The 20086-nt window shown below is 67.8% G+C and carries 16 protein-coding genes, 1 tRNA gene and 1 pseudogene; 10 read left to right on the forward strand and 8 right to left on the reverse strand.

The window, feature by feature from the left end; translation table 11 throughout:
- Positions 1 to 41: 41 nt before the first annotated feature.
- The 7 genes from J5T34_RS14720 to J5T34_RS14750 all read left to right on the forward strand — a co-directional run bounded on the left by J5T34_RS14720 (position 42) and on the right by J5T34_RS14750 (position 5113).
- Complete coding sequence (locus tag J5T34_RS14720; protein WP_208580369.1) at positions 42 to 527, forward strand: TlpA disulfide reductase family protein; 486 nt, start codon at positions 42 to 44, stop codon at positions 525 to 527.
- 70 nt (positions 528 to 597) lie between these two features.
- On the forward strand, positions 598 to 2319 hold the full coding sequence (gene soxB / locus J5T34_RS14725; protein WP_208580370.1) for a thiosulfohydrolase SoxB: 1722 nt from the start codon (positions 598 to 600) through the stop codon (positions 2317 to 2319).
- Positions 2320 to 2393: 74 nt separating this feature from the next.
- Positions 2394 to 2469: transfer RNA gene (locus J5T34_RS14730), tRNA-Ala, on the forward strand.
- Positions 2470 to 2558: 89 nt separating this feature from the next.
- Positions 2559 to 3308, forward strand: coding sequence for a helix-turn-helix domain-containing protein (locus J5T34_RS14735; protein WP_208580371.1), 750 nt, complete (start codon positions 2559 to 2561; stop codon positions 3306 to 3308).
- Positions 3305 to 3877 (forward strand): PIN domain-containing protein, encoded by a 573-nt coding sequence (locus J5T34_RS14740; RefSeq protein ID WP_208580372.1) that lies wholly within the window; start codon positions 3305 to 3307, stop codon positions 3875 to 3877. Before J5T34_RS14735 ends, J5T34_RS14740 begins: the two co-directional genes overlap by 4 nt.
- Positions 3878 to 4160: 283 nt before the next feature.
- On the forward strand, positions 4161 to 4340 hold the full coding sequence (locus J5T34_RS14745) for a hypothetical protein (protein WP_023265082.1): 180 nt from the start codon (positions 4161 to 4163) through the stop codon (positions 4338 to 4340).
- A 2-nt stretch (positions 4341 to 4342) separates the two neighbouring features.
- Complete coding sequence (locus J5T34_RS14750; RefSeq protein WP_208580373.1) at positions 4343 to 5113, forward strand: DUF6338 family protein; 771 nt, start codon at positions 4343 to 4345, stop codon at positions 5111 to 5113.
- A 3-nt stretch (positions 5114 to 5116) separates the two neighbouring features.
- On the opposite strand, the gene J5T34_RS14755 is transcribed toward J5T34_RS14750, so the two are convergent.
- Entirely contained in the window at positions 5117 to 6454 is a 1338-nt protein-coding gene (locus J5T34_RS14755; RefSeq protein WP_208580374.1) for an MFS transporter, read from the reverse strand.
- 296 nt (positions 6455 to 6750) lie between these two features.
- Positions 6751 to 8361: pseudogene (locus J5T34_RS14760) on the reverse strand (GMC family oxidoreductase); the annotation flags it as partial.
- A 154-nt stretch (positions 8362 to 8515) separates the two neighbouring features.
- On the opposite strand from J5T34_RS14760, the gene J5T34_RS14765 reads away from it, so the two are divergent.
- A complete protein-coding gene (locus tag J5T34_RS14765; protein WP_208580375.1) occupies positions 8516 to 9364 on the forward strand; it encodes an IclR family transcriptional regulator in 849 nt (282 codons plus the stop codon).
- Positions 9365 to 9433: 69 nt separating this feature from the next.
- Here J5T34_RS14765 and J5T34_RS14770 read toward each other — a convergent pair whose 3' ends face one another.
- The 4 genes from J5T34_RS14770 to J5T34_RS14785 are packed head-to-tail and all read right to left on the reverse strand — an operon-like array spanning position 9434 to position 15303.
- Positions 9434 to 10528 (reverse strand): hybrid sensor histidine kinase/response regulator, encoded by a 1095-nt coding sequence (locus tag J5T34_RS14770; protein ID WP_208580376.1) that lies wholly within the window; start codon positions 10526 to 10528, stop codon positions 9434 to 9436.
- Between the two features lie 9 nt (positions 10529 to 10537).
- On the reverse strand, positions 10538 to 11179 hold the full coding sequence (locus J5T34_RS14775) for a chemotaxis protein CheB (protein ID WP_208580377.1): 642 nt from the start codon (positions 11177 to 11179) through the stop codon (positions 10538 to 10540).
- A gap of 15 nt (positions 11180 to 11194) precedes the next feature.
- Positions 11195 to 12088: a CheR family methyltransferase gene (locus J5T34_RS14780; protein ID WP_244258921.1), complete on the reverse strand. Its 894-nt coding sequence runs from the start codon at positions 12086 to 12088 to the stop codon at positions 11195 to 11197.
- Positions 12070 to 15303: a response regulator gene (locus tag J5T34_RS14785; RefSeq protein ID WP_208580378.1), complete on the reverse strand. Its 3234-nt coding sequence runs from the start codon at positions 15301 to 15303 to the stop codon at positions 12070 to 12072. Before J5T34_RS14785 ends, J5T34_RS14780 begins: the two co-directional genes overlap by 19 nt.
- 304 nt (positions 15304 to 15607) lie before the next feature.
- Between J5T34_RS14785 and J5T34_RS14790 the strand changes: the two genes are divergently transcribed.
- Complete coding sequence (locus J5T34_RS14790) at positions 15608 to 16570, forward strand: DUF808 domain-containing protein (RefSeq protein WP_208580379.1); 963 nt, start codon at positions 15608 to 15610, stop codon at positions 16568 to 16570.
- A 436-nt stretch (positions 16571 to 17006) separates the two neighbouring features.
- On the opposite strand, the gene J5T34_RS14795 is transcribed toward J5T34_RS14790, so the two are convergent.
- Positions 17007 to 17654, reverse strand: coding sequence for a DNA-3-methyladenine glycosylase I (locus tag J5T34_RS14795; protein ID WP_208580384.1), 648 nt, complete (start codon positions 17652 to 17654; stop codon positions 17007 to 17009).
- A gap of 222 nt (positions 17655 to 17876) precedes the next feature.
- Between J5T34_RS14795 and J5T34_RS14800 the strand changes: the two genes are divergently transcribed.
- On the forward strand, positions 17877 to 18761 hold the full coding sequence (locus J5T34_RS14800) for a DODA-type extradiol aromatic ring-opening family dioxygenase (protein WP_208580380.1): 885 nt from the start codon (positions 17877 to 17879) through the stop codon (positions 18759 to 18761).
- A gap of 16 nt (positions 18762 to 18777) precedes the next feature.
- On the opposite strand, the gene J5T34_RS14805 is transcribed toward J5T34_RS14800, so the two are convergent.
- Entirely contained in the window at positions 18778 to 19965 is a 1188-nt protein-coding gene (locus J5T34_RS14805) for an MFS transporter (RefSeq protein ID WP_208580385.1), read from the reverse strand.
- Positions 19966 to 20086: the final 121 nt, after the last annotated feature.

Genomic DNA, 20086 nt, shown 5'->3' on the forward strand with positions numbered 1-20086 from the left:
GGGCGGTGGCGTTCGGTCCATGGCACGCATGGCGGGCGGCGATGCGCGCCGTCGTGCCGGCCATCCCGCTTGCGTTGGTGATGACGTTCGCCACGCCGGCCGCCGCGCTCGAAGTCGGCGACACCGTCCGCCTGCCGGCGGTCCAGCTGCTCGACGGCCGCACCGTGCCGCCCGAGCACTGGGCCGGCAAGCCGCTGGTGGTGCAGATCTGGGCGTCGTGGTGTCCGTTCTGCGCGCTGCAGAACCCGCGGCTGCAGAAGCTCTACGACAGCACGCGCGGCACGCCGCTGCAGGTGCTGACCATCAGCATCGACAAGGACGCGAAGGATGCCGTCGGCTATCTGCGCCAGCGCGGCTATACCTTCCCCGCGGCGATGGACACGCCGGCGCTGCGCGCCGCGATCGGTCCGCGCAAGGGCCTGCCCGAGCTGTACGTGATCGACGCCAGGGGCAAGGTCGTGCAGAAGGAAGTCGGCGAGATGCTGGAGGAGGAAGTCGCCGCGCTGGCGAAGTACGCCAGGCCCTAGGCGCGGCGGCAAAGCGGCCCGTCCCGGTCTTGCACCGGCCGGCGCGGCCGCCATCGAGAGGAAGACGACAATGAACCGACGCGAGTTCCTGCAGGTGCTGGCCATCGCCAGCGCCGCGGGCATGGCTTTCCCCACGCGCGACGCGCAGGCGGCCCAGGCCGCGGCCCGGCTGTACGACGTGCCGCGCTTCGGCAACGTGCACCTGCTGCATTTCACCGACTGCCATGCGCAACTGCTGCCGGTCCATTTCCGCGAGCCCAGCGTCAATCTGGGCATCGGCGACTATGCCGGCAAGCCGCCGCACCTGGTCGGCCAGGCGCTGCTGAAGCACTACAAGATCGCGCCGGGCAGCGCCGAGGCGCACGCCTTCACGTATCTGGACTTCACCGAGGCCGCGCGCCGCTACGGCAAGGTCGGCGGCTTCGCGCACCTCGCCACGCTAGTCAGGCAGCTGAAGGCCAGTCGCCCCGGCGCGCTGCTGCTCGACGGCGGCGATACCTGGCAGGGCTCGGCGACCGCGCTGTGGACGCGCGGCCAGGACATGGTCGACGCCGCGCTGACCCTTGGTGTCGACGTGATGACGGCCCACTGGGAAATGACGCTGGGTGCGGAGCGCGTGCGCGAGGTGGTCGACCGCGACTTCAAGGGCAAGGTCGCCTTCCTGGCGCAGAACATCAAGACCAGGGACTTCGAGGACCCGGTCTTCGAGGCCTACACACTGCGCGAGATGAACGGCGTGCCGGTCGCGATCATCGGCCAGGCCTTCCCCTACACGCCGATCGCCAACCCGGGCTACCTGGTGCCCGACTGGACCTTTGGCATCCAGGAAGAGAACCTGCAGCGCATCATCGACGAGGCCCGCGCCAAGGGCGCGCAAGCGGTCGTGCTGCTGTCGCACAACGGCATGGACGTCGACCTGAAGCTCGCCTCGCGCGTGCGCGGACTCGACGCCATCCTCGGCGGGCACACCCATGACGGCGTGCCGGCCCCGGTGCACGTGCGCAACGCGGGCGGCACCACGCTGGTCACCAACGCCGGCTCGAACGGCAAGTTCCTCGGCGTGCTCGACTTCGACGTGCGCGGCGGCAAGGTCGCCGACTTCCGCTATCGGTTGCTGCCGGTGTTCGCCGACTACCTGCCGGCCGATCCGGCGATGGAAGCGCTGATCCGCAAGGTACGCGCGCCCTACGAGCAGAAGCTGGGCGAGGTGCTGGCCGTCAACAAGGAACTGCTCTACCGCCGCGGCAACTTCAACGGGACCTTCGATCAGCTGATTCTGGACGGACTGATGGACGTGCAAGGCGCCGAGATGGCGTTCTCGCCCGGCTTCCGCTGGGGCACCACGCTGCTGCCCGGCGAGGGCATCACGATGGAACGGCTGATGGACCAGACCGCGATCACCTACCCGTACACCACGGTGACGCAGATGAGCGGCGAGACCATCAAGACGGTGCTCGAGGACGTGGCCGACAACCTGTTCAACCCCGATCCCTACTACCAGCAGGGCGGCGACATGGTGCGCGTCGGCGGCCTGCAGTACACCATCGACCCGGCCGCGCCGATGGGCAAGCGCATCACCGAGATGCGCCTGAAGGGCAAGCCGCTCGAGGCCGGCAAGACCTACAAGGTCGCCGGCTGGGCCCCGGTCGCCGAGGAAGCCCGCCAGAATGGCGGCCCGCCGATCTGGGACCTGATGGCCGGCTGGCTGCGCCAGCGCAAGGAAGTGGCCGCCGCTCCGCTGAACCTGCCGTCGGTCAAGGGGATGGGCGGGAATCCGGGCATGGCGGCTTGAGTCGTTCGCCGCGCCGCTCCGTGGGCGCCATGGCTTGAAATCGTCGGAAAGCTCACGCTATAATCGCCAGCTACGGGCCGATAGCTCAGCTGGGAGAGCGCTGCGTTCGCAATGCAGAGGTCGGGAGTTCGATCCTCCTTCGGTCCACCAAAATTCAAAGGCCAGAGCGTGCGCTCTGGCCTTTTTGCATTTGGGCCGGCGGCCGCCGTGTACGCCAAAACCTAAACTGCACTGCGGCGTTGAAGTCGACGCTGTGGGATAGGCATGGTCATATTCGGGCGATGGAACGTGGCCATTTCCAGCAGCCCGCATCGGCGCTCCTGCCAAACACCAACGAAACCCGCCAATGCTATGCGCACATGCGTACCCTCAAACCGACGGGTTACTTTGTTGCGCATGGGTGCCTGGCACAGCCGAGAATGGATATTCCGGTCTCGCCCACCGCGGGCGGGCTTCGTTTCGTTTGTTTCGATTGTTCGTTTGTTTCGTTTATACTGGCTCGCACTGAACAGGAGAACGAAATGGCGACGAACACCCCCTTGGCGACTCCCTTGCCTTCTCCCGAAGAAGCCGTACTTGCGCGCGAATCCGGGCGCACCCTGTCGGCCGTCCTTGCCACGCGGGCCGATACGCAGCGAATCCAGATCATCGATGACAAGGGTTCGTCGCATGCCGTACGGCTGCCGGTATCTGCGCTTCGATTGCTGATCGATGTGCTGACGGAGATTGGCGAAGGGAACGCGGTCAGCATCATCCCGATCCATGCCGAATTGACCACGCAGGAAGCCGCCGATGTGCTGAACGTTTCCCGCCCGTTCCTCGTTCAATTGCTCGAGCGCGGGGAGATTCCGTTTCACAGGATTGGTACGCATCGGCGGGTGCGCTATCAGGACGTGCTCGACTACAAGGAACGCATCGACGGGCAGCGCCGACGTTCTTTGGAGGCTCTGGCCGAGCAGGCGCAGAAACTGAACATGGGATATGAATGAGCTCCCACTTCACCGTCGTGTACGACGCCTGCGTCCTCTATTCGGCACCGCTGCGCGACTTCCTGATGTGGCTGGCGATGACCGACCTGTTCCGGGCGCGCTGGACCAACCTGATACACGACGAGTGGATGCGCGCTGTCCTGCGCGACCGTCCCGACCTAAGCGGGGAAGTTCTGGAGCGAACACGCGAGCTGATGAACGCCAATGTACGAGACTGCCTTGTGTCCAACTTCGAGCATCTGATTCCCTCCATCAGCGTGCCGGATACCAACGACAGGCACGTCGTCGCGGCTGCCATCCAGGCCGGCGCGAGCCTGATCGTCACGTTCAACCTCAAGGATTTCCCCGCCGAGAGCCTGCGGCCCTACCAGATTTGCGCGCAGCATCCGGACGACTTCATCTTCGACCTGCTCGATCTGCATCCCTCTCTCGTCTGCCAGGCTGCGGCGAATCATCGGCGCTCTTTAAGAAATCCGCCAAAGAGCGCCGATGAGTACCTCGATGTCCTCCTCAGGCAAGGGCTGACACAAACGGTAGGTGTACTACGGCAGTGGAAGATGGCACTTTGAAGCCGCCCAGACTCTTCCAGGGAGACAGGTTCATCGCCTCTGCCGCGCCGACGCTGTTGGCACGCTTGCCACCGACCCCGGAAGTAGGCGCGGGTGCGGCCGATCCGGTCCGACAAGTGGCCGAAGAACGGGATGAAGAAACACATGACGATGGCCGCGGCCATCACGCCGGTCAGCGCTTCGGTGCGGCTGAGTCTGTTTCTAGGGGCTGATTTCCACGTCCGCTGATCTCCGATGCCGTCCACGGCACGTCGACTATACTTTTCCCATTGGAGGGCAAGCGATGAAAGCCACTGTCAGGACCACGGTCAAGCTGATCCGCAACGATCCCGAGAGCGACAAGGCGCTGCGCGAGTTCATTGCCACCGGGAAGCTGAACTCCACCAGGACGTTCAAGATCCGGGACGCCGCCAAGGGCGTTGAGCGCGAGGTCAAGCTGAAGCTGATTCCCGCGCAGGGCTGATCTTGAACATCGCGCTGCCCGCGATCCTGCTGTTTTTCCTGGTCGCGCCGGGCTTTCTTTACCACCACTACAGTCAAGCCCGAGAGGCGCGCGAAGCCGACATGACGCCCTTCGGGGCGACGGCCATCAAGTCCATCGTGCTGGCGCTGATCGTCGATGCCGCGGTCGGGCTCGCCGCCACCGAATATTTCGGCTACCAGCTTTATCTCGGCGACGCCTTGCGCATGCTGTCAGGCGGTACCGCGGCAGCCAGCGTCCCGCCGCACCGTTATGAATGGCTGAACGAACATCCCTGGCCGGTGTTCGGTTACTTCGCTGGGACGTTCGGCCTCGCCTTCGTGCTGGCCATGCTGCGCCGAGGGCTGGTCAGCCGATTCCAGCTGGACCATCCGAACAGCTGGGCGAGCGGTTTTTTCCGGCAGCAGGCGCCCTGGTACTACCTCTTCAGCGGCATCGATTCCGGCATCAGCGACGGCGCCATGGTGGTCGTCAGCGCCGTCGTACCGATGAAGGACCAGTCGTATCTCTACACCGGCCTGCTGGAAGATTTCGAGTTCAAGAGCGATGGGGAGCTGGAGCGGATCATCCTGTCGGCCGCGTCCCGGCGCAAATTGACCGATGACCGTGGGCGCGGGCTGGAGGAGCACGGGCGCTTCTACCCGATCGAGGGCAATCGGCTGGTGATCCGGTCCAGCGAGTGGACGACCTTGAACGTCAAGTTCCTGGTGGAAGAAAAGGCCGAAGCTGCGGCTCCGGCCCTGGTCGACGATTAACGTTTAACGCATCGGCCTGGCAGGCGCCGCGGCCACCCCTGACGCCTCGCGTACCTCCCCAGACCCCGACGACCGCCCAATCAACGCCGCCGACACCGCCGACACCAACCCGGCAAACATCACGTAAGCACAGATCTGCCACGGCTTGCCTTCGCCCGACTTCAGCAGCGCGGTGGCAATGATCGGCGTGATCCCCGACGCAAAGATCCCCGAGAACTGGTAGACGAACGAGATGCCGGTGTAGCGGACCTTGGCGTCGAACAGCTCGCAGAACAGCGCCGCCTCGGGCCCGTAGACCGCGGCGTAGAAGATGCCGAACGGCACGATGATGGCCAGCCACAGCAGCATCACGTTGCCGCCGCCGTTGAGCATCAGCCAGAACGCGGGGAAGGCCGAGCAAGCGGTGACCAGCGAGCCCCAGAAGTAGACCCGCGTGCGGCCGATGCGGTCCGACAGGTGGCCGAAGAACGGGATGAAGAAACACATCACGATGGCGGCGGCCATCACCCCGGTCAGCGCTTCGGTGCGGGTGATCTTGACGGTCTGGGTCAGATAGCTGATCGAGAAGACGCCGAAGACGTTGAAGAAGACGCCGTCGATATAGCGCGCGCCCATGCCCTTGAGGATATTGCCGGGGTAGCGCCGCATCATGTCGACGAAGGGAATGCGCGTCTCGGCGTTGCGCTGCTTGACCGCGGTGAACTCGGGCGTTTCCTTGATCGATAGCCGGATATACATGCCGACGAAGACCATGCCGGCGGAGATCAGGAAGGCCACGCGCCAGCCCCAGCTGAGGAACTGCGCGTCGGTCAGCGTCAGCGACAGCAGCGCGACCACGCCGGAGGCCAGGCACAGGCCCAGCGACAGCCCGATCTGCGGCAGCGACGCATAGAAGCCCTTGCGGCCCGGCGGCGCGTATTCGTAGGCCATCAGCACCGCGCCGCCCCATTCGCCGCCGAGCCCGATGCCCTGCAGCACGCGCAGCAACAGCAGCAGGATCGGCGCCCACAGGCCGATGCTGTCGTAGGTCGGCACCAGGCCGATCAGGAAGGTCGAGACGCCCATGATCATCAGCGTGATCACCAGCATGCTCTTGCGGCCGATGCGGTCGCCGAAGTGGCCGAAGATGACGCCGCCGAGCGGCCGCGTGATGAAGCCCACCGCGAAGGTGGTGTAGGCGAGCATGGTGGCGACCACCGGATCGCCCGCCGGGAAATACAGCTTGTTGAACACGATGCCGGCGACGACGCCGTACAGGAAGAAGTCGTACCACTCGATGGTGGCGCCGATCACCGACGCCATCGCCACCTTGCGTACCGCCTGCTCATTGGGGCTTGCCATGCTTGTCTCCTTTGGATTGACGGCGCCCTTGGTGGAACGAGTATGCGGGCGCTCTCGCTGCTGGGGCTCGGCCTTCGGTGACGCAGCGAACCGAGCCCGGGTTCGCTGCACAGTTGCGTCGGCGATGCCGTGATGTCGATGGCGGGGCGGCCGAATCAGACGGGTTCGGCAATGCCGCGGGCGGTCTCGCGCTCGGGTTCGGGCTCTGGCTTTGGCTCTGGCTCTGGCTCTGGCTCTGGCTCTGGCTCGCATAGGTTCGCACCGCCCGCCGCTCCACCGACGATCTCGCTGACCGTTTCCGTCCGCGCATCCTCGCGGATAAAGTCTGCCGCGCGCTCGGCCATCATCACCACCGGCACATTGGTATTGCCCGACACCAGCGTCGGCATCACCGAGCAATCGACCACGCGCAGGCCCGCCACGCCATGCACGCGCAGCCGGTGGTCGACCACCGCGAGCGGATCGCTGGCCGGGCCCATCTTGGCGGTGCCCGACGGATGGAAGATGGTGGCGCCGTACTCGCGGCAGAAATGCAGGATCTCGTCGTCCGACTGCACCGCGTCGCCGGGCCGGAATTCCGCCTGCATCAGCGTGCGCATCGGCTCGGTCTGCGCCACGCGGCGCGCGAAGCGGACCGCGGCGATGGCGCTGCGCCGGTCGAGCTCGGCCGACAGATAGTTGGGCTGCATCGACGGCGGCGTGAGCGGATCGATCGAGCGGATCCGCACGGTGCCGCGCGAGTCGGGCCGCAGCTGGCACACCGAATAGGTGCAGCCCGAGAACGGATGGACCTGGCCGCCCGCCATGTCGGCCGACAGCGTGGCGAAGTGGAATTGCGTATCGGGCGTGGCGCTTTCCTGCGGCAGCACGCGGCAGAACATCGCGCCCTGATTGATGCCGATCGCCAGCGGCCCCTGCCGCCACAACAGCCATTCGAGCCCCATGCGCGCCTTGCCGAACAGCGAGCGCAGCTGGTCGTTGGTGGTAATCGGCTTGGCCACCCGATAGATCAGCCGGATCTGCAAATGGTCCTGCAGGTTCTCGCCGACGCCCGGCAGCGCGTGCACCACCGGCACGCCGAATTCGCGCAGCAGGCCCGATGGTCCGATGCCGGACAGCTGCAGCAGCTGCGGCGACTGCAGCGCGCCCGCGCACAGCAGCACCTCGCGGCGCGCGCGCAGCACGTGCTGGCGGCCATTCTGCATATACCGCACGCCGACCGCGCGCCGCCCTTCGAACAGGATCGCGGTGGTATGCGCGCCGGTCTCGATGCGCAGGTTCGGGCGCGACTGCGCCGGCCGCAGATACGCCACCGCGGTCGAGCAGCGCCAGCCCTTGCGCGTGGTCAGCTGGTAGTAGCCGACGCCTTCCTGGTCGCCGGTATTGAAATCGGCCTTGCGCGGCAGGCCCAGCGCCTCGCCGGCTTCGATGAAGGCATCGACCAGCGGATGGCGCCGATCGATCGAGGTCGCGTTCAGCGGGCCATCGGTGCCGCGCGTCGGCCCGGGGCCAAGGTCGTTGTTCTCGAGCTTGCGGAAGTAGGGCAGGCAGTCGTCCCAGCTCCAGCCGCGATTGCCGAGCGCGGCCCAGTGGTCGTAATCCTGGCGCTGCCCGCGCACGTAGATCAGGCCGTTGATCGCGCTGCTGCCGCCGAGCGTGCGCCCACGCGGCCAGTAGATCCGGCGGTTCAGCATGTTGGGATCGGGGTCGGTGTGGAAGCCCCAGTTGACCTGCTTGTGGAACATCGTCTTGCCGTAGCCGATCGGGATATGGATCCACGGATAGCGGTCCGGCGGTCCCGCTTCGAGCAGGCATACCGCATGGCGGCCGTCCTCGCTGAGCCGGTTGGCCAGCACGCAGCCGGCCGAGCCGGCGCCCACCACGATGTAGTCAACGGTTTGCGACATCGTCGCTGTCTCCTGATCGGGTGTTGCCGGCAGGGTTTGCCCGGGGCGGATTGGCCCCGAGGTCTGCCGGCAACGTTCTTATAATGGAACGACTTGTCCCGATTTTATTTGTCGACCCGCAAATGGAAAGGCAATACGCGTGGAGGCGCGGAAAGTGAAACAGAACGTGCAAATTCCGTTTCAGAATCGCAGCGCAGCAGAGGCCGGGGCGGCCGATGAGGACGCGCGCAGCCTGCGCGTGCTGATGGTGCTCGACGCGCTCGCCCGCGCGCAGCATCCGCAGACGTTGGCGCAGCTGTCGCAGCGCCTGCACGTGCCGAAGACCACGCTGATGCGCCTGCTGGCGGCGATGGAGCGCGCCGGCTTCGTGCTGCAGATGCCGGCCGAACGCGGCTTCGTGCCGGGGCCGAGGGCGGCGGGGCTGGCGCTGCAGACCTTGCGCAGTCCGCCGCTGCTGCGCGAATGCCGCGCGATTCTGGGCCGGCTGGTGGCGGCATTGGGCGAGACCTGCAATCTGACCGCGCTGGACGGCGATCGTGTGCTCTACGTCGAGCGCGTGGAAACACACGAGCCGCTGCGGCTGCAGCTGTCGCCGGGCATCCATGTGCCGCTGCATTGCACCGCCAGCGGCAAGCTGTTCCTGTCGGCGATGAGCCGGCTCGAACGGCAGCAGACGCTGCAGCGTTTGGTGCTGACGCGCAATACGCCGCGCACGCTGGCGGATCTGTCGCTGCTGGAGGCCGAGCTCGACCGGCTCGGCGCGCGCGGCATCGGCGTCGACAACGAGGAGTTCGTGCGGGGCATGACGGCGGTGGCGGTGCCGGTGCGCGAGTTTGCGCCGGAGGGAGCCAACGGCACGGCGGGCACGGCCGCGCGTCCGGTGCTGGCCGCGATCGCCTGCCACGCGCCTACGGCCCGCGTGCCGCTGGAAGGCCTGCTGCGCGCGGTGCCGGTGCTGCAGGAGGCCGCGCAGCAGATGGCGCGCGTGCTGCGCGCCGAATGACGGCGCAACCGAAGCCACCCGACAAACGGGGCAGCCGAAAAACGAGGCGGCCGAAGACCGGAAGACCGGCTACGCGGCGCCCTGACGCGGCACCCACACCGTGAAGGTCGTCCCCATGCCTTCGCGCGACACCACCTCGATATCCCCGCCATGCAGCATCGCGAGTTCCCGCGCGATATGCAGGCCCAGGCCGAGCCCCTCCGATTCCGACGCCGAGCGCCCCGAGCGGAAGGCGTCGAACAGATGCGGCAGCAGCTCGGGCGGAATGGTGCCGCCATTGCTGACCGCCACCGTCACACGTCCGTCCGCGCCTTCGATGCGCACGCGCACCGGCACCGCGGCGTCGCCGTGCTGCAGCGCGTTGCCGATCAGATTGGCCAGCACCTGCGACAGCAGCCCCGGATCGACCGATGCCACCGTATCGCCGACGCGCTCCAGCAGCAGCCGGCCCTTGCCGTGCCGGGTCTCGTGTTCGTCGACGATCGCCGCGCACAACGCATGCAGGTCCTCGCGCTGCAGCGCGGGCTGCATGCGGCCGCCGTGCAGCCGCGCCACGTCGAGCAGCTGATCGACCATCCGCACCATGCGGGTGCCGCTGCGGCGGATGCGCTCGACGGCGGGCGCGGTCTTCTGGTCGTGGCAGAAGCGTTCGAGGAACGAGGTCGAGGCGAGGATCGCGGACAGCGGCGTGCGCAGGTCGTGCGCCAGCACCGCCATCAGCATCTCGTTGGCCTTCAGCAGGCGCTGCGTGGTGGCGAGCTGCTCGGCCAGCTGCTGCTTCTGCCGCGCCAGCTGCACGAACACATCGACCTTGGCGGCGAGGATGTTGGCGTCGAGCGGCTTGTAGAGGAAATCGACGGCGCCGGTGGCATACCCCTTGAACGTGCGCTGGCTGTCGTAGCCGGCCGCGGTCAGGAACAGGATCGGGATATGGTTGGTACGGGTGCTGCCGCGCATCAGCTCGGCCAGCTCGAAGCCGTCCATGCCCGGCATATGCACGTCGAGGATGGCCAGGCCGAACTCGTGTTCCAGCAGCAGGTCGAGCGCCTGCGGGCCCGAGTTGGCGTGCACCAGCTCGACGTCGGGCCGCGCCAGCACCGCATCGAGCGCAGTCAGATTGCTGGCGATGTCGTCGACGGTCAGGATCTTGATGGGAGCGGACATGGCAAGGTTTCAGTGGACGGCGAGCCGCAGCCGGCTGCCGATCGCTTCCAGGGTCAGTACCTCGTCGACCGCGCCGCGCGCGATCGCTTCTGCCGGCATGGTTTCCGCCGACGCGGTATCCGGGGCCTGCACCCAGGTTCGTCCGCCGCATTGGCGGATGGTCTCGAGCCCGCGCGCGCCATCGTCGTTGGCGCCGCTGAGCAGGATGCCGAGCAACGCATCGCGCCAGGCATGCGCGGCGGACTCGAACAGCACGTCGATCGACGGGCGGGAAAAGCGCTCGGGCGGATCGACCGACAGCGCGAGCCGCACGCCCTCGGCATGATCTCCGCGAGGGTCGCCATGAAGGCTGTCGCGCTCGACCAGCAGGTGATAGTCCGGGGGCGCGAGATACAGGTGGCCGTGCCGCACGGGCATCTTGTCCTCGGCCTCGCAGACCGGCAGCGCGCAGCGCAGCGAGAACAGCTGCGGCAGCAGGCTGGGCTTATCGGGCCGCAGATGCAGCACCACGATCAGCGCGGGGTGGAAGGCCGCCGGCAACATCGGCAGCAGCACGTTGAGCGCCTCGATGCCGCCGGCCGAGCCGCCGATGACGACGGCTTCGGGCGAACGCGGCGGCGATGCGGTCGGGTGGGCTTGCGCTGCGTTCATGGCGCCTTCATCCGGTCATCGCTTCCGGTACAGCCGGTCCGAAGGCATCACGGCCTCGAACGCCTCGGCGTGCGCGCTGAACTGCAGCGTCTCCTTGCTGCCCAGCCCAAGAAAGCCGTGGCGCACCAGCGCGTCGCGGAACAGGCCGAGCGCGCGGTCCTGCAGCGCGCGGTCGAAGTAGATCAGCACGTTGCGGCACGAGATCAGCTGCGCTTCCTGGAACACGCTGTCGGTCGCCAGGCTGTGGTCGGCGAACACCGCGCGCGACACCAGGCTGGCGTCGAACTTGGCCTTGCCATAGGCGGCGTGATAGTAGTCGCCGAGCGAATGCCGGCCTCCCGCGGCCAGGTAGTTGCGGCCGAAGCCGCGCAGCCGCCCGGCATCGTAGACCCCGGCGCGAGCCTCGGCCAGCGCCGCTGGATTGATGTCGGTCGCATAGAAGGTGGTGCGCTCGTGCAGGCCTTCCTCGGCGAACAGGATCGCCAGCGACCACAGCTCCTCGCCGCTGCTGCAGCCGGCCACCCACACGGTGATCGACGGATAGGTCTTGAGCACCGGCGCCACGTGCTCCCGGATCGCGCGGAAGTACGACGGGTCGCGGAACATCTCGCTGACCTGCACCGTCAGGTACTGGAACAGCCGGGCGAACAGCGCCGGATCGCGCAGCATGCGGTCCTGCAGTTGCGACAGCGTGTCGAGCTTCAGGTCGCGCAGCGCCTGCGACAGCCGGCGCCGCAGCGAGGCGCGCGAATAGCCGCGGAAATCGTGCTGGTACTTGCGAAAGATCCCCTCGAGCAGCAGTTCGAGCTCGATGTCGAAATCGTCCACGGGCACGGCCGCGAAGGCATCGTCGGCCGGTGCCGAGCCGGTCGAAGGCGCGGCGGGAGGGGTCAGCGTCCGTGCAGCCATACCCGGCACAGCGACAGCAGCTTGTCGATATCGATCGGCTTGGCGATGTAGTCGTTGGCGCCGGCGAGCAGGCAGGCCTCGCGATCGGACGACATCGCCTTGGCGGTCAGGGCGATGATCGGCAACTGCGCGTGGCGGCCATCCTGGCGGATGTGGCGCATCGCGGTCAGCCCATCCATCTCCGGCATCATGATGTCCATCAGCACCAGGTCGATATCGTCGCGGCCGTCGAGAATTTCAAGGGCCTGGCGGCCGTTGCGCGCGATCTCGACCTGCGCGCCGAGCGGTTCGATCACCTTCGACAGCGCGAAGATATTGCGCGCGTCGTCTTCCACCAGCAGCAGCCTGCGGCCCTCGAAGGCGTCGTCGCGGCTGCGCACCGCCCGCAGCATGCGCTGGTGTTCCGGCGGCAGCGCCGATTCCACGCTGTGCAGGAACAGCGTGACCTCGTCGAGCAGCCGCTCGGGCGAGCGCGCGCCCTTGATGATGATCGACTTCGAATGGCGGCGCAGCTGCTGCTCGTCCTCGGCCGACAGCTGCCGGCCGGTGTAGACGATCACCGGCGGCATCGAGTACGAGGCGTCGGCCGCCATCTGCTCGAGCAGGTCGTGGCCCGAGCCGTCCGGCAGCGCCAGGTCCATCACCACGCAATCGAAGCGGCGTTCCGACAGCCGCGCCAGCGCCGCGGACACGGTGTCGGCGGTGACGATGTCGATGTCGGCCGATTGCAGCAGCGCGCGGATGCTCTCGCGCAGCGTGGCGTCGTCCTCGACCACCAGCACCGTGCGCATGCCGCCGCGCGCCATGCGCGCTTCCAGTTCGCGAATCACGCTGGCCAGATCGTCGCGGCCGCTGGGCTTGAGCGTGTAGCCGATCGCGCCGCGATGCAGCGCCGCCTCGGCATGGTCGCTGATCGACACCAGATGGGTCGGAATATGCCGCGTGGCCGGGTCGCGCTTGAGCCAGTCCAGCAGCGTCAGGCCCGAATGGTCGGGCAGCGCGACATCGAGCAGGATGCCGCAGGGCTGGTGTTCGCGCGCCAGTTCCAGCCCCTGCTGCGCGGTGGTCGCATGCAGGCAGTCGAAGTCCAGCTCGTGCGCGAGGTCGTAGAGGATTTGCGCGAAGGCGACATCGTCCTCGATCACCAGGATCAGGCGATTGCCGCGCGAGCGGCGCCCGCGATCATCGTCGATCGGCGCCGGGCCGAGCATGGTATGGAGCGGGGGCGCGCTGATGGTGATCGGCGTGGACGGCGTCGCGGGCCTTGGCGCGGGTACCGGCGCGGCGGCGACTGCGTCGGGCACCGGAGCCGGCTGCGGCGCGGTAAGCGCTTCGGTCACGTCGATGCCGCCCTCGGCCGCCATTTGCGCCGCGGCCTCCAGCACCGCCGCGGGCGCCGGTGGCACCGAGGACACCGCGGCCGTCGGCGCGGCCGGGCCGACGAATTCGAGCGGCAGCGTCAGCGTGAACGTGCTGCCGATGCCCGGGTCGCTGTCGACCGCCAGCGTGCCGTTGAGCAGCTGCGCCAGCTGGCGCGAGATCGACAGGCCCAGGCCGGTGCCGCCATAGCGCCGGCTGGTGGTGCCGTCGGCCTGCTGGAACGCCTCGAAGATGATCGCCTGCTTGTCCTTCGGGATGCCGATGCCGGTATCGCGCACCGAGAAACGCACGCCGTCGCTGCCGTCGCGGGCGATCGACAGCGCTACCTCGCCGCGCTCGGTGAACTTGAATGCGTTGGACAGCAGGTTGCGCAGGATCTGCTGTAGCCGCACGTTGTCGGTGACCAGCGTCGCCGGCAGATCGGCGGCGCGCTCGATGCGGAACTGCACCGACTTCTGCGCGGCGATCGGGGCGAACCCTTGCGCAAGGCCGCCGACCACCGCCTCGATATCGACCGGCTCGGGCTGCACGGTCAGATGGCCGGCTTCGATCTTCGACAGGTCGAGGATGTCGTTGATCAGGTTCAGCAGGTCGGTGTTCGCCGAATGGATGGTGGCGGCATAGCGCACCTGCTCCGGCGTCATGTTGCCTTCCTTGTTGTCCTGCAGCAGCTTGGCCAGGATCAGCGCGCTGTTCAGCGGCGTCCGCAGCTCGTGCGACATGTTGGCCAGGAACTCGGACTTGTACTGGTTGGCACGCTCCAGCGCCCGCGCGCCGGCCGCGAGCTCGGCCTGGTATTGCAGCAGGTCGCGCTTCTGCGCCTCCAGCAGCTGGGTGTGCTCCTCCAGCTGGACGTTGCTCTGTTCGAGCTCGGCCTGCTGCGTTTCCAGCCGTGCCTGCGATTCCATCAGCGCGCGCCCGCGCTCCTCCAGTTCCTCGTTGGAGACGCGCAGCTCTTCCTGCTGGACCTGCAGTTCCTCGGCCTGCCGCTGGGTCTGCGCCAGCAGCGCTTCGAGCCGTGCGCGATACGCGGACGCGGTCAGCGCCACGCCGGCGGCCTCGGCGATGCGGCCGATCAGCTCGACGGTGTCGTCCAGCTTCTGCTGCGCGGCGGCGAAGCCGAGCTCCACCACGCCGATCACATGGCCGTCCGAGGTCAACGGCGCGGCCAGCACCGCCTGCGGCACGTCGCGTCCGAGCGCGGAGCCCAGGCGCAGATAGTGCGAGGACAGCCCGCGAGCCATCAGCGGCCGGTTCTCGCTCGCTGCCTGCCCCGCCAGGGTTTCGCCCAGCGCCAGGCGCTCGGGTGTGTCCGCCGGCGCGGCCCAGCCGGCGATGCGCTTCAGGCTGCCATCCTCGAGCTGGTAGACCACGCCGGCCTGGGCCTGCGCCAGCGGTACCAGCGCGCGCAGCAGCGCGCTGCCAACTTCGGCAGGGGTATCGAGGCCGCGGGTCTGCTGCACCACGCGCACCTGGCCTTCGTGCAGCCAGACGAAGCGGCGCATCTGCAGCTGGCTGGCGATATAGCGGTAGATCGCCGCGGCCAGGAACCACATCACCACGACGCCGCACAGGCGGTTGATCAGACCGACGGTCGGGTCGCCGCCGCCCGGCGAGAAGATATAACCGGCGGCGATCAGCAGGGTCGCGCCGGCCGCAGTCCACAGCGGCATCATGGGCCGGTCGACGAACACGCACAGGCAGATCGGCAGCAGATAGAAGATCCATTCGGCCACGCCGAGCGGTGTCAGCAGGTCCGCGACCAGCAGGGCGGCCAGCAGCAGGGGAATGACGAGCGTACGCAGCAGATCGCTGCGCGCAAGGGATAGAGGCATGGGCGACCGGGTGGATGGGAGGGGCGGGGGCGCCGGCGCAAAAGCCGCCCGGTGCCTGCGCATGACGTCCGATGCTAGCAGACCCAAGTGACGTAAAAAAATCAGACAAAATCCGACATGGCCGGCATGCTGGAAGCCCCGCCGGCTATGGCAGTATGGCGCGATGGCGGCGCCACCTCGCATCCGTTGGCGGCTGCCGGCGCAGCGCCCGCCTCGCCGTTTCTCCATCCATATCAGGAGTCCGAACCATGCCGAGTTTCGATCGCCGTGCCGTTGCCGGCCAGTTGCCGCGGGGAGGTCGCTGATGGCCGGTGCCAGCCTGCTTGCGCTGCTCGACGATATTTCGACGATCCTCGACGACGTCGCCACCATGAGCAAGGTCGCCGCGCGCAAGACCGCCGGCGTGCTCGGCGACGACCTCGCGCTGAACGCGCAGCAGGTAACCGGCCTGAAGGCCGAGCGCGAGCTGCCGGTGGTGTGGGCGGTGGCACTCGGTTCGCTGCGCAACAAGGTGATCCTGGTGCCGGCAGCGCTGGCGATCAGCGCCTTCGCGCCATGGGCGGTGACGCCGCTGCTGATGATCGGCGGCGCGTTTCTGTGCTACGAGGGCTTCGAGAAGCTCGCGCACCGCTTCCTGCCCGCCCACGCCGAGCCGACCGAGCGGGCCAGGGAGGCGGTCGAGCGGGTGGCACTGCGGCAGGCTGCCGCCAATCCCGCGGTCGATCTGGTGGCGCTGGAGAAGGACAAGATCAAGGGTGCGGTCCGTACCGACTTCATCCTGTCGGCCGAAATCATCGTGATCTCGCTGGGCACGGTGGCCAACGCGCCGTTCGGCACCCGCCTGGCCGTGCTGACCGCGATCGCGCTGCTGATGACGGTGGGCGTCTACGGCCTGGTGGCCGGCATCGTCAAGCTCGACGATGCCGGGCTCTATCTGAGCGGCCGCGCCAACGGCTTCGCCCGCCGCATCGGCGACGGCCTGCTGCGGCTGGCGCCGATGCTGATGAAGACGCTGTCGGTGGCGGGCACCATCGCGATGTTCCTGGTCGGCGGCGGCATCCTGGTCCACGGTCTGCCGTGGGCCCACCATCTGGAGGAGAGCGCCGCGCAATGGCTCGCAGGGATACCGGGCGTCGGTCCCTTCCTGTCCTGGCTTGGGCCATTGCTGATCAATCTGGTGGGCGGCGTGATCGCCGGAGCCATCGTGCTGGCCGGCGTGATGCTGGTGCAGCGGGGCCGGCGGGCGTTGCGGCCCAGCTCCCACTGAAGGCCACTGAACCATACAGGGTGATACAGGGCCGCCGCAACGGCGACCTGGGGATAACTCCGGGGACAACCCTGTGCCTGTCCTGTGCGTCGCACAAGGGACAAGCGCTGGGCAGCGTGTGGGGCGCCTGTGGACCGCGGGCGGACAAGTCCAGCGCGCATCGAACCCGTTTACCGGAAGGCATCGGGTTATCCCGTATACGTCGGGTTTTCCCCTGGGGCTTATCCCGTCCGCCAGCGCTTGTGCCGCAAGGGCGCGGCGCCCTTATCCACTGCCGAGGGCGCCGTTTACCTACTACTACTATCTACGTATACGTAAACAATCATTAAAGATGATGGGGAACCGTTGCGTCGAGCGGGACCCGGGCGTGCGTTTACGCACGTAATGCGCGCCGCATCGCATCCGGGGCGTCCGCTTGTCCGTTCGCCCGCGTGCTTTAGCGTGGCACCTTGAACGCCGCCCGTCGTCGCTGCGCTTCCTCGCGGGCCCAGCAGCCTTGCTGGTGGTCGTTGACCATGCCCATCGCCTGCATCAGCGCATACATCGTGGTCGGCCCGACGAAGCGCCAGCCGCGCTTCTTCAGGTCCTTGGACAGCGCGGTCGCCTCCGGGCAGGTTGTCATCGTGCGCAGCACTTCGGGCGTCAGCACCGCGGGCCGGCTCCTGGGATCGGGCTCGTAGCGCCACAGATAGGCGGCCAGCGACGATTCCGTCTCCAGCAGTTCGAGCGCGCGCTGGGCGTTGTTGATCGCGGCCTCGATCTTGCCGCGATGGCGCACGATGCCGGCATCGCCCAGCAGGCGCTCGATGTCGCGCTCGCCGAAGCGCGCCACCTTCTCGACGTCGAAGTTGGCGAACGCCTTGCGGAAGGCCTCGCGCTTGCGCAGGATCGTCAGCCAGCTCAGGCCGGCCTGGAAGCCCTCGAGGCACAGCTTCTCGAACAGGCGGCGGTCGTCGTCGACCGGGTAGCCCCACTCGTTGTCGTGATAGTGGCAATAGTCCTCGAGGGTGCCGCACCAGCCGCAGCGCGTCAGCGGCGTGTCGGGCGCCGGTGCGGCTTGCTTTGGCTTGGCGGTGGCGGGCATGGCGGTCATCGTGTCTCCATTGTTTCGGTAGGCGGGCCCAGTTGGCCGCGACAGGCAGCCGCCATGTTAGTGCGAGTTCGCCTCGCTTGGAGGGGGACATCGCCGCAACGCTGAATTTCAAAATTTTTGACTGAGGCGTCCGCAACGCTTCACGCCCGCGCGGTGGGGATTTGTCAAACTACCGCGGTATTCCACGAATCCGCGTTGTCGAAAGGACTCCCCATGCTGCCCGCGCTCTATGTCTCCCACGGTTCGCCGATGCTGGCGATCGAACCCGGTCCGGTAGGGCCGGTGTTCGATGCGCTGGGAGCGCGGCTGCGGGCCTTGCAGCCGCGTGCGGTGCTGGTGATCTCGGCGCACTGGATCTACAGCACGCTGGCCGTGACCGCGGCCGAGCGGCAGCAAGCCTGGCACGACTTCGGCGGCTTCCCGCAGCAGCTCTATGCGCTGCGCTACGATGCGCCCGGTTCGCCGGCGCTGGCGGGGCGCGTGAAGGCGCTGGTCGAGGCGGCCGGCATTCCCGGCGCGGGCTTTGTCGCGCTGGACGAGACCAGGCCGCTGGACCACGGTGCCTGGCTGCCGATGCGGTATTTCTTCCCCGATGCCGACGTGCCGGTGGTGCAGCTGGCGCTGAACCCCTACCTGGACCCGGCCGTGCAGATCGCGATCGGCCGCGCGCTGGCGCCGCTGCGCGACGAGGGCGTGCTGGTGGTCGGCTCGGGCAGCTTCACGCATAACCTGCGCGAGGTGTTCGGCGACGAACGGCCCAGTCAGCACGGCGGCGCGGCCGAGCCCTATGTCGAGGCGTTTCGCGGCTGGATGGCCGACGCGCTGGACGAGGCGCTGCGCACCGGCGATACCGCGCGCATTGCGCGCTATCGCAGCGAGGCCCCGCATGCGCGCCGGGCGCATCCGACCGACGAGCATCTGCTGCCGTTCTTCGTCGCGCTGGGCGCCGCGCTGGGTCCCGCAGACCCCGCAGACCGCGCAGAGCGCACCGCGCCCGCCAGGCCGGCCGAGGTCGCCCGCGCGACCGACGCGGTGACCTACGGCGTGCTGGCGATGGACACCTTCGTCTTCGAGGGCATGGGCGCCGCCGCCGCGTGAGTCTTGGGCGGGCCGGCTAGGCGGCGGCCGGCGGCGCGCCCAGCATGCCGCGCCGGCGCAGCGCGTAGGCGAATGCGCCGAGCGCCGCCAGTGCCAGCGCCACCATCACCCACAACATCAGCCAATAGCCGCCGGCCGCGCTCCACAGCAGCGCGCCCAGCCACGGCGCGATCGCCTGCATCAGCAGCACCGGCGTCATCATCAGCCCGTTCAGCGTCGCATAGTGATGGCGCGAGATTAGCTCGGGCATCGCCATCGCGCGTAGCATCGTGTTGATGCCGTTGGCGCAGCCGTACAGTACCGCCGCCAGCATCAGCCATTTGCCGTGCCCGAGCGCCAGCGTCAGCAGGCCCAGGCCCATCACCACATAGACCGGCAAGGCGATCCGCACCGGCTGCCGCGACGGCATGCGCGCCATCGCCAGCCGGCCGATCACCTGCGCGGGCCCGATCAGCGCGGCGACCATCAGCTGCTCGCCGACCGGCAGGCCCTTCTCGTTGAGCATCGGGATCAGATGCGCGCCCAGCAGCGAGGCCACCACGGCCAGCGCCGTGAAGGCCAGCACCACCGACCAGAACACCGGATCGCGCAGCGCCAGCGTAGCGATGCCGGGCGAGCCGCCGCCCAGCGGCGCGACCGGCTGCACGCTGGCATAGGTCGGATGCGGCGTGAAGCGCAGCCGCGCATGCAGCGGCGCGCAGACCAGCAGGTTCAGCGCGGCGAAGATCAGCAGCGTGCCGCGCCAGCCGATATGCAACACCAGCCATTGCGCCAGCGGAATGAAGATCGTGCTGGCAAAGCCCGCCACCAGCGTCACGATGACGATCGACTTCTGGTAGCCGTCGCCGTAGGCCTGGCGCAGCACCACGAAGGCCGGCTCGTACAGCGTGGTGGCCATCGCCAGCCCGAGCGGCACCCACATCAGCAGGAACAGCGTCGGGTTGGGACTCCATGCCCACAGCATCAGGCCGAGCCCCGCCAGTACCGAGCCGGTCCCCATCACCCATCGCGCCGGCGCGCGATCGAGCAGCCGCCCGACCGCAAACGAGCACAGCGCCCACACCAGCAGGCCCAGCGAATAGCCGCCCGCCAGGAACGGCTTGCCGTAGCCTAGCGTTTGGCTCATCGGCTCGATGAAGACCGTGAAGGTGAAGTACAGCGTGCCCCACGAAATGGTCTCGGTCAGCCCGAGCACCCAGGCCAGATGGCGGGGCGGTTCGGGCCCCGTCTCTTATACACATCCGACCCTGCCGGCGAAGAGGGTAGAGCAGGTCTCGGGGTGGTCCCCGTTGATCAAAAAAAAAGACATGTAGTACGAGTGGGGG

The sequence above is a fragment of the Cupriavidus gilardii genome, from assembly GCF_017598945.1.
In the GTDB taxonomy this organism is placed as follows: Bacteria; Pseudomonadota; Gammaproteobacteria; order Burkholderiales; family Burkholderiaceae; genus Cupriavidus; species Cupriavidus gilardii_E.